The following is a 7067-nucleotide window of genomic DNA, read 5'->3' on the forward strand; positions in this document are numbered from 1 at the left end:
GCCTGCTCCGGCAGAGGCACGGGTGGCCCTCACGGCGGTTGAGTCGATGCACCAGGTGGTCAAGTCAATCTGGCCCTGTGCATTGAGTTTGAGGTGTAACCGCTTGAGCATCTTGTTGAAGGTTCCTTGGTTTCGCCAGTCTCGAAATCGTTGATAGACCGTCGACCAAGGCCCGAACCGTTCAGGCATGTCCCGCCAGGTTGCGCCTGAGCACAGCACCCACAACACGCCGTTGAGCATCAAGCGATCATCGACTCTTGGGCGTCCTGTACGTCGATGTGCGGTGAAGAGGTCCGCGACTATTTCCCATTCTGCATCGGAAAGTTCGTATCGCTTGGACATGGCAGAATCCTTCGCCTAAAAAGCGAGAACTCTACGGAAAATCAGGCTTCCAGAGGCTCCGGTGAGGTTTCAAAGGTTTTCATACAGAACCTAGTAAAAATAAATCCGCCCCCTTTTCTCCGCCCCTTTTCTCTTCTTTTCTCTTTATACCCTATACCCCGCAAGCCTCATGTGCGAAAGCAACATCTCATCAAACATCTCATCAGACATACCCCTCATTGACCTGACACTCTTCCAATTCCAGAAAATCGGAAGAACTTTACTATCCAGGCGATCACACCCCTCAAGAAAAATACTAGCCAAATCATATTTATCCAAGCTTGGATTTTCCTCTAGCACCCTGTTTAGCACAAAGCTCGGCAGCACCCCATCAAGAATTCTCGACAATAAATCGTTATTTCCAGAAAGCGGCATGAATCGCCCCAGCCACTGTTTCAACATTTAAAACCACAGAACTACCCCAGTTATCTTTTTGCACCGACTAAGAATTAGCACCTCAAAACACTTCATGCCTAAGCAGCTTAAACCCCGCCTGCCTCATGATTCTCTCCAAAGCAAATGAGCGATCCGTAGCATTTATATAAAGCAGGACCGTATAATCCGGATAATTTTCCTCTACCGCATCACCATCAAAAGGATCAATATTCAGCTTTAGAACAAAATTCTCTGCATCACCCCCACCCAACATATAATAAACACCCCCCTGATAAGAGCTATCTCTTTCCTCTAAAGCTTCCCCCAAGGTTCGTTCTACATTAACTTTTGCCGAGAGAAGACCTAGGTCTTTCGCACCATATAGATCATACGCAACAGTCATTTTGGCAAGCTCACACTCGGCGCACGACTCAAGGCCGCTGCCGCAGAGTCATAAATCATGAAATTAACTTCACGCCCAGCCTGGGCGCTAAGCTTACTCGACAAATCCTTTAGACCAATGAAAAAGTGGGCAGATCTATTTTTCACACTCTAAATTTCGACTTGCCCCGCTTCCAGCGCTAGACGTCCTCACTAATATCTTCAGCATCAAGCTTCGTCGCCTTCTTGGCCATGCAAAGGCAGAAATTAGAGTAGAAAAAATAAATCTGTCCCCTTTTCTCGATGTTGACGCGCTGATCCACGGCGCCGGCCGGCAAGGTCATGCCTTCGACCTGCACGCTTTGCGTGAAGTGGTCGAGACCAATGACAAGCGCCGTTTCACCCTCTCCGACGATGGCCGTCGCATCCGCGCCGCCCAGGGCCATAGCAGCGCCCAGGTGGAAGTGCGCCACGTCGCCAAGGCGCCACCCGCCCTGCTCTATCACGGCACCGCCAGCCGCTTCCTGGCCTCTATCGAGGCCCAGGGCCTGATCCCGGGCAGCCGCCACCATGTACACCTCAGCGAGGATTCGCAGACTGCGCTGGCGGTGGGCAAGCGCTATGGTCAGCCGGTGCTGCTCACGGTCGATACCCAGGCCATGTGCGCAGCGGGAGCAGTGTTCTATCAAGCGGATAACGGTGTCTGGCTGGTAGACCAGGTGCCGCCGGTTTATCTGTCATGCCAGGCAGAAGAATAAGCCTGCAGGAACGGCCTTGTGCCGCCCGATCAGTTTAAAGCGGGCCAAGCATGTCGTTGGTAAAGTACCGCGTATCCTTATCAAGCGCAGGCTCCATCCCGCCATAAAATACAGGTATCGAAAAACGACCTGCCAAGCCCGACGCATATGTATGCAGCGCCTGCATGATATCGTGCAGGTCGTCAGCAGGCGTGCTGTTGAAGGAGAGTTCAATATCGAGGCGATCTTCCCACTTGATGACGCGTAGCAGCACCAACGGCAGGCTCACCTTATTGGATACATTGAACTCCCAGAGGCGCAGGCTCAAACATACCGACTCACTACTAACTCGCAATCGCTGCGTCAATGTCTCCAGGCTCGCCCCACGTTGAACCTCGGAGTCTCCCGACAGCGAAAGATCAGAAAGCGTCTGCGCCGTAGCCACGATCACCTTGAGAGCGGCCTGCAACGCCGCGTCCGGTACGCTTTCCGGCATGACTTCGTACATGACAGTCCCTTTTTAAGCCTATGAAGAACATTAGCAAACAATGTACTTTTCAAGAGACTCGAAAGCGCGCCGAATGCAATGATCCACCTGTTTCGCACTCAGGTAATAATCGGAATCGTCGCGCAATAAATCCTCATTCTCTGTAAAAGCGTCAAGATTTCCGAACAATTCGTCCAGCACAAGATAAACATCCTCGAGCAACACTCGCGACTCATTTTTGAACTGACAAAAAAACATCTCAACAAATTTGTTCAAGGTATATTTACCACATAAATAGCTTTCAATTAGAGCAACATAAGACAGCACCACCTCACTCATAATTACTCCCTTTGCCAAGGTCCTCAAGTGCATTTTGAGCTGGCCTGGGCTAAGCTCCCTAGATTAAATATCACCAGGCAAACACTTGCCCTGCAATCAATTCAATCTTCATCCCAAAAAACTCCCGGCGTTACATAAGCGCCATCCTTTAGGACCTCACACCAACCAAAATACCGATGAAACATTTTCAGGTCGACTATCAGATAACGATCCCCCTCAAGCGGCGCCAGACTGACTTCTGAGAATGCATAGTGAGAGCACTCTCCACCTGTCCCTGGGATAACCCGTTGTTCAAGTGCCGCCCTGTCCCACTCCATTACCGTTCCGCTGACGACGGGCAAAGGGTCGAAAAACTCGATCACAAAAGTCTCCGAAACTTTACAAAGGCAGGGGAGATATCGTAGTTCCAGCAGTCTTTTACTTATAAGGTCCTGCTCAAAACGAATCGTCAAAATCATGTTTTCAATGCACTCCATTGCACAGCAATTTCGCCAGAAAAATTCTTCTCATACACTTTCACTGGGGTGAAATTTTGAACGCCATTCGAATTACGTACGGCTACAAGGCAACTCGTATGGGACATGGAAAACCCTCAGGACTGACCGCAAAGAAAAGCATGTCTGATGTTGTTCAGCCACTCCGCAAGGCTGACACCTTCGGAGCTCGGAGCGTAAAAACACCCAATTTTCCACGTTACAAGGTGTTCGAGATCATCCATGGAAAGCTTGGAAGCCAAGAGAACCTCTATCTCCTGTGCTCCTGCTAACAGAGTGGCTTGCGGCTCATGCTTCAGCATGTCGGCTAAAGCTTCACTGCTGTCAGTGTACTCTTCCGGCCAATCTTGATGAAGATAGCAACCGAGTAGTTGAGTGAGTGCGGGAAATTCCATAACATTTACCTCCTCGGGATTTCTGTGCTCCATATGGGGACCCCGAAAATGGACATTTTTATTTTCGACGCACTAATTAAATATCATCTTGGCATACGGCAGCAAAAATCAGAGCAGGACAAGTAAACCTGCCCCTACTGAAACAAGATATTTGCCGCCCATCTGCGTCTCTCTCATCAACCAAACCCTAACCAGAACTAACTAAACCCTAACTAGGACAAACTCCAAAAACACCCCGCGACCGGCCATGCTTCCAATAACTTCCCGACTCACTTCCACCGACTTCGCAGCGAAATCCACTTCATTCAATGATGCGGAAAAGTCAATAATACAATCCATACATGGAACTCTCTTACCCCCCTTGATTTCAAACCCTTCCATGCCAAGAACTGCAATAGCATTACTTTTGCAGTAGTCAACCAATTTAATTCCATCGCCGACATCAAACAAAGGGGTGCCATTCCATATCAGTGTAGGTGTAATAGGCAAACTTTCAACAAACACTTCTGCAATCAGCCCCATGGCGCAACCCACTCAGGATCGTTTTTATTAGAGACCTGGACGATCGCCCCCGTGCGATCATTCCTCACTACATACGAGAAGGGGACATACTTATTTTTCACACTCTAATTTCGACTTACCCCGCTTCCAGCGCTAAACGTCCTCACTGACATCTTAAGCACCAAGCTTGATCGCCGTCTTGGCCATGCAAGGGCAGAAACTAGAGTAGAAAAATAAATCTGTCCCCTTTTCTCGGTCCCTTTTCTCGATCGAAGAACACAAACGGTGCTTACTTATCTGAATTCAGCTTTAGGCGCAAGAGCCAACCTCACTCAAAAAGCCTCTTGCCAACAGTCGATCAGATTCATTTTTTGCGGCCTTACCCAGAACAGGAGTCAGATAGTAGAGCAGCAACTCCCTGTCAGAAGTGCTAGCTGGAAGATTCTCCCTGACGCACTCAATAAAAGTCTTTACAGACATAAACGAGGAAAACACCTCGTACCCCCTCGCACTGGAAAACGGTATCTTCTTAAAATAGTAACCAGCCAAACGCCTTTGATCGGATCGCTTCCAGGATCGATGAGGAATCAGCAACAGCGCCTCACCATAGTCCTTGGATTCTAACGGATAGGCCCCCATTAGCCATTCAGCAGCCTGCTCTGAGCTCAGTGCTGCAAGGTGTTGACACAGCTGCTTTTGCTGTTCATTCATAATGCCACCTACCTTGGCTTAAACAAATCCTGCGGCAAACCCGAGTTGGCGCGCAACTGGTGGTTCTGGCTGTCGCCGGTCTGCTTGAAGGCAAAGCCGTTGGCCTGGGCCAGGGAGCGGTATTCGCTCTCGCTGTAGCTGTAGGTGAAGTTCCACCAGCCCCAGGGCAGGTTGTAGAACAGCACGCCGTTCTTCGAACCCTGGGTGTGGTCGCTGACCACGTCGTGGCCACCGCGCAGCATCAGCTGGTCAGCCAGGCCCAGCGGGCTGTCCCATTCCAGGCCGAGGTTGAGCATCTGCTCGCCGGTGCTGCGCTGGCCTTCGTTGTTGCGCGACAGTGAGGCGCGCCAGGGTTTCTGTTGGGTGTTGCGCACCAGCACTTCGCTGCCGCCGACGGCCTTGCCCGGGGTCAGCTCCATCTGCGCCTTGTTCGACGGCAGACGGTTGAGCTGGTCGACCATCTGTTCGACTTCGCGCAGGTTCAGGCGCTGTTCGACTTTGCCGGGGAAAACCATGGCCAGCTCGCGATCGCTCAGGCCGCTGGTCGAGTCCGGGCGCAGCCCCTCCAGGCGCCCTTCCACCACCAGCACCTGCAGATAGCCCGAGGACAGGTCCTGCTGCGGCAGGTAGGCACGGCTGGTGACCAGGCCGCGGCCCAGGTAATGGTCGGTGATGGCCTTGAGCAAGGCGTTGAGCTGGGTGACGCCCAGGCACTGGTCGATAAAGGGCTTGAGCAGGCGGTCGCGGTCGGCGGCGGACAGGCTGTCGGCGCCCTTGAGTTCGATGGTGTGGATGGTGAAGCAGCGGCTGTCGGTCGCCGGTTGCGCTTCACCGGGTTCGGCGGCCTTGCCGGGCAGGTTGCGCAGTTCTTCGAGGCGGCGTTGCTGCTCTTCAAGCAGGCGGTCCTGGCGGTCGCGGATCAGGTCCTGGTCGCCGGGTGAAACGGCCCAGGCCGCAGGGCAGCACAGCAGGCTGACAAGCGCACAGAGGGCCGTTTTGCGCCCTGAAACTAGACGTCCCGCCATGACCAATCCCTGGTGAACAGTGCAAAGTGGCGGGCATACTATTTTGCCATCATATTGGCGTCAATTTGCCATCATCCGGTTTTTTGTAACACCGCTCTCCGTGTTGAATGAAACCATTGAGATAGAGCTGTTGCGCTACAGAGAAAAATTTTTGCCCTGTCGCCGTGAACGATGTGGAGCTGCCGTGCAGCTCCACGACTTGGGCCTTACGGCATCACCGGCGGCACATACTGCAAGGTCGTGCCCAGCGCCCACAGCAACACCAGCACCAGCGGCACATGCACCAGCAACTGCACGAACGAGAAGCCGATCAGGTCGCGCGCCTTGAGCCCCAGCACCCCCAGCAGCGGCAGCATGTAGAACGGGTTGATCAGGTTCGGCAGCGCCTCGGCGGCGTTGTAGATCTGCACCGCCCAGCCCAGGTGGTACTGCAGGTCGTTGGCCACCAGCATCACGTACGGCGCCTCGATGATCCACTTGCCGCCGCCGGACGGGATGAAGAAGCCGAGCACCGCCGAGTACACGCCCATCAGCAGCGCATAGGTGTCATGGGTGGCGATCTGGGTGAAGAACACCGAGATATGGTGGGCCAGGGTCTGGGCGTCCGCGCCCTTGACCTGGGTGAGGATGGCGGCGATCGAGCCATACAGCGGGAACTGGATCAACACCCCGGTGGTGGTCGGCACGGCACGCGTCACCGCGTCGAGGAAGCTGCGCGGACGCCAGTGCAACAAGGCGCCGAGCATGATGAACAGCAGGTTGTAGGTGTTCAACCCGGAAATCGCGGTGATCGCAGGCTTGGTGGCGAACTCCTGGTACAGCCAGCCGGCGGCCAGGGCAACCAGCAGCAGGATCAGGATCGGGCTGTATTCCAGCCACTCGCCCGGGCGGGTGCGCTGTGGCGAAGGCGGCGCGCTGAAGCTCGGGTCGACGCCGCAGTCCTGGGCGCTGCGGGCGCTGTTCGGCCCGGGCGCGGTGGCATAGGCCACGACCAGCGAGACGACCACCAGCGCGGCAAGCATCACCCCGGACTGCCAGAGGAAGATGGTCTCGGTGAACGGGATCACCCCGGTGATCGACAGGATCGATGGCGGCAGGCTGGCCGGGTTGGCCTGCAGCTGCGCGGCCGACGACGACAGGCCCAGCGCCCACACCGCGCCCAGGCCCAGGTAGGCGGCGGCACCGGCGGCGCGGTAGTCCATCTTCAGGTCGCCGCGACGGGCCAGGGCGCGTACCAGCAG

At 54.3% G+C, this 7067-nt stretch carries 10 protein-coding genes and 2 pseudogenes; 1 reads left to right on the forward strand and 11 read right to left on the reverse strand.

The features are described from left to right. Window positions 1-342: pseudogene (locus CC207_RS28160) on the reverse strand (IS5-like element ISPsp10 family transposase); the annotation flags it as partial. 496 nt (window positions 343-838) lie between these two features. Next, on the reverse strand, window positions 839-1159 hold the full coding sequence (locus tag CC207_RS25910; protein ID WP_069016625.1) for a hypothetical protein: 321 nt from the start codon (window positions 1157-1159) through the stop codon (window positions 839-841). Between the two features lie 196 nt (window positions 1160-1355). Between CC207_RS25910 and CC207_RS25915 the strand changes: the two genes are divergently transcribed. After that, window positions 1356-1895 (forward strand): RNA 2'-phosphotransferase, encoded by a 540-nt coding sequence (locus CC207_RS25915; protein ID WP_088853033.1) that lies wholly within the window; start codon window positions 1356-1358, stop codon window positions 1893-1895. Window positions 1896-1929: 34 nt separating this feature from the next. Here the strand turns inward: CC207_RS25915 and CC207_RS25920 are convergent, their stop codons facing one another. The 9 genes and pseudogenes from CC207_RS25920 to CC207_RS25955 all read right to left on the reverse strand — a co-directional run. Beyond that, a complete protein-coding gene (locus tag CC207_RS25920; RefSeq protein WP_088853034.1) occupies window positions 1930-2382 on the reverse strand; it encodes a hypothetical protein in 453 nt (150 codons plus the stop codon). A 30-nt stretch (window positions 2383-2412) separates the two neighbouring features. Then, the gene (locus CC207_RS25925; protein WP_069016623.1) at window positions 2413-2700 is read right to left on the reverse strand and encodes a colicin immunity domain-containing protein; all 288 of its coding nucleotides are present in this window, start codon (window positions 2698-2700) and stop codon (window positions 2413-2415) included. A gap of 101 nt (window positions 2701-2801) precedes the next feature. Beyond that, the gene (locus CC207_RS25930) at window positions 2802-3158 is read right to left on the reverse strand and encodes a hypothetical protein (RefSeq protein WP_088853035.1); all 357 of its coding nucleotides are present in this window, start codon (window positions 3156-3158) and stop codon (window positions 2802-2804) included. 134 nt (window positions 3159-3292) lie between these two features. Beyond that, window positions 3293-3589, reverse strand: coding sequence for a contact-dependent growth inhibition system immunity protein (locus tag CC207_RS25935; protein WP_062360295.1), 297 nt, complete (start codon window positions 3587-3589; stop codon window positions 3293-3295). Between the two features lie 201 nt (window positions 3590-3790). After that, window positions 3791-4111, reverse strand: a complete 321-nt coding sequence (locus tag CC207_RS25940; RefSeq protein WP_175406174.1) for a hypothetical protein — start codon at window positions 4109-4111, stop codon at window positions 3791-3793. After that, the gene (locus tag CC207_RS28465; protein WP_139121054.1) at window positions 4102-4212 is read right to left on the reverse strand and encodes a colicin E5-related ribonuclease; all 111 of its coding nucleotides are present in this window, start codon (window positions 4210-4212) and stop codon (window positions 4102-4104) included. Before CC207_RS28465 ends, CC207_RS25940 begins: the two co-directional genes overlap by 10 nt. A gap of 187 nt (window positions 4213-4399) precedes the next feature. Then, window positions 4400-4801: a hypothetical protein gene (locus CC207_RS25945; protein ID WP_083242031.1), complete on the reverse strand. Its 402-nt coding sequence runs from the start codon at window positions 4799-4801 to the stop codon at window positions 4400-4402. A gap of 26 nt (window positions 4802-4827) precedes the next feature. Continuing rightward, a pseudogene (locus tag CC207_RS25950) lies at window positions 4828-5826 on the reverse strand (ShlB/FhaC/HecB family hemolysin secretion/activation protein); the annotation flags it as partial. 206 nt (window positions 5827-6032) lie between these two features. Further along, on the reverse strand, window positions 6033-7067 hold a 1035-nt coding region (locus CC207_RS25955), incomplete at its 5' end, for a TIGR00366 family protein (RefSeq protein WP_256582368.1).

This window comes from Pseudomonas sp. DrBHI1 (assembly GCF_002205115.1).
GTDB lineage: Bacteria > Pseudomonadota > Gammaproteobacteria > Pseudomonadales > Pseudomonadaceae > Aquipseudomonas > Aquipseudomonas mosselii.

What these genes read in the sequence shown, in the direction of transcription:
- CC207_RS25910 (WP_069016625.1), bottom strand. Translation starts at nt 1,159, where the DNA reads ATGACTGTTGCGTATGATCTATATGGTGCGAAAGACCTAGGTCTTCTC.
- CC207_RS25935 (WP_062360295.1), bottom strand. Translation starts at nt 3,589, where the DNA reads ATGGAATTTCCCGCACTCACTCAACTACTCGGTTGCTATCTTCATCAA.
- CC207_RS25925 (WP_069016623.1), bottom strand. Translation starts at nt 2,700, where the DNA reads ATGAGTGAGGTGGTGCTGTCTTATGTTGCTCTAATTGAAAGCTATTTA.
- CC207_RS25945 (WP_083242031.1), bottom strand. Translation starts at nt 4,801, where the DNA reads ATGAATGAACAGCAAAAGCAGCTGTGTCAACACCTTGCAGCACTGAGC.
- CC207_RS25930 (WP_088853035.1), bottom strand. Translation starts at nt 3,158, where the DNA reads ATGATTTTGACGATTCGTTTTGAGCAGGACCTTATAAGTAAAAGACTG.
- CC207_RS25920 (WP_088853034.1), bottom strand. Translation starts at nt 2,382, where the DNA reads ATGTACGAAGTCATGCCGGAAAGCGTACCGGACGCGGCGTTGCAGGCC.
- CC207_RS25940 (WP_175406174.1), bottom strand. Translation starts at nt 4,111, where the DNA reads ATGGGGCTGATTGCAGAAGTGTTTGTTGAAAGTTTGCCTATTACACCT.